The following is a 1548-nucleotide window of genomic DNA, read 5'->3' on the forward strand; positions in this document are numbered from 1 at the left end:
CTTAATACGAAAAAATGAATAGACTAATAATTATCGGAAATGGATTTGACCTTGCTCACGGGATAAAAACGAGCTTTAATGATTTCATTTCTGACTATTTTTGCAACGCTATTAATTCATTTTATACCAATCATTCGTATTCTGATATATTATTAGAAATTAATTTTAAAGTTGACTATCATTCTTTTAGCGAAAGACCTAAACCCGTAAATAAGGAAACTGTTTATGAAGCAGCTAGTAGATTAATTAAAACAAGAGATATAAATTTCAAATTTCATTCTCTTCTGTTAGAGAGAGTTTATTCCAGAACTTCAATTTTAAAATGGGTAGACATTGAAGTAGAATTCTTTAATGTTCTAATTGCCACAAGACACGGACATAAAGGAGCAAATCAAGGCGACGCTATTAACAAAGTAAACGAACAACTAGAATGTCTAAAAATTAAACTGGTTGAATATCTTCAAGAACAAGAAAACAATTTCAATAATTCGTCAATTAAAAAATCAATATCTGATTGTTTTCGAGAAGAAATAAAAAAAGACGAAATAGTAACTGTTGCTTTGGAGAAGGATAAATTACCAGATAATCTCTACTTCCTGAATTTTAACTACACAAAAACATTTGAGGATTATTTTAAAATATGTGAAAGACATATTCCTTCAAGTTACAATTACATTCACGGAAATTTATCAGGTAAATATGGAAATCCTATTTTCGGTTTTGGAGATGAATTGGATAAAAAATATTTGGAATTTGAAGATGAGAAAAACAATGACCTTTTTAAACATATAAAGTCATTTGAATATCTTCAAACTAAAAATTATTATGACCTTACAAGATTTATCGAATCAAATGATTTTCAAACACATATATATGGACATTCTTGTGGCATATCAGACAGAACGATGCTAAACCAAATTTTTGAACACGAAAATTGTAAATCAATAAAAGTATTTTACCATAAAATTAATGACCAACAAAATGATTTTACTAACAAAACATATGAAATATCAAGACATTTTAAGGATAAAATAATGTTGAGAAAAAAATTAGTGCCACTAGAATTATCTAGGGAAATGCCACAACCGAAAATGAATAAATAAAGTACTAAGCACAACAAAGTACTGTGGTAAAAACAAGTAAAAATGCATTAATTTCTCACTAGAGTACTTCGATAAGTAGCACAATAGATCAAACCTGATTTGGCGGTTACAAAGGCTTGTTTCAACAGGGTATTACAGACTCCTATTAGTGCTATTTTTTTACTCTTTCTTTGGCAACTATTCTTTGATAAAAATCTCTGCAAGATGTGTTGTACATCCCTGCCAGCTAGTTTACAGGTATTAAAATAGCCCATAAATAATAAATTACGAAATTTTTGATTGCCTATTTTTACGTATTCGAGGTCGTCCTTTTACACTGCTCCCACTTTGCCTAATCACTAGTGTCAAACCTAAGTAGCTGCATAGTTCTGCTGCACTTGTAAATCGATCAAAACCACCTGTTAAAACCACTAACATAATTGATGTTTTAGGTCCAATACCAAAT

General features: G+C 29.6%; 1 protein-coding gene and 1 pseudogene. One reads left to right on the forward strand and one right to left on the reverse strand.

Translation table 11 applies throughout. The annotated features are described in order from the left end of the window. Nucleotides 1–14: 14 nt before the first annotated feature. Nucleotides 15–1103, forward strand: coding sequence for an AbiH family protein (locus tag CXF67_RS09710; protein WP_102088575.1), 1089 nt, complete (start codon nt 15–17; stop codon nt 1101–1103). A 47-nt stretch (nt 1104–1150) separates the two neighbouring features. Here CXF67_RS09710 and CXF67_RS19315 read toward each other — a convergent pair. Then, a pseudogene (locus CXF67_RS19315) lies at nt 1151–1548 on the reverse strand (transposase); the annotation flags it as partial.

The sequence above is a fragment of the Psychroflexus sp. MES1-P1E genome, from assembly GCF_002836055.1.
In the GTDB taxonomy this organism is placed as follows: Bacteria; Bacteroidota; Bacteroidia; order Flavobacteriales; family Flavobacteriaceae; genus Psychroflexus.

Bases quoted from the DNA above. Each gene is read 5' to 3' on its own strand.
- CXF67_RS09710 (WP_102088575.1), top strand. From the start codon at position 15: ATGAATAGACTAATAATTATCGGAAATGGATTTGACCTTGCTCACGGG.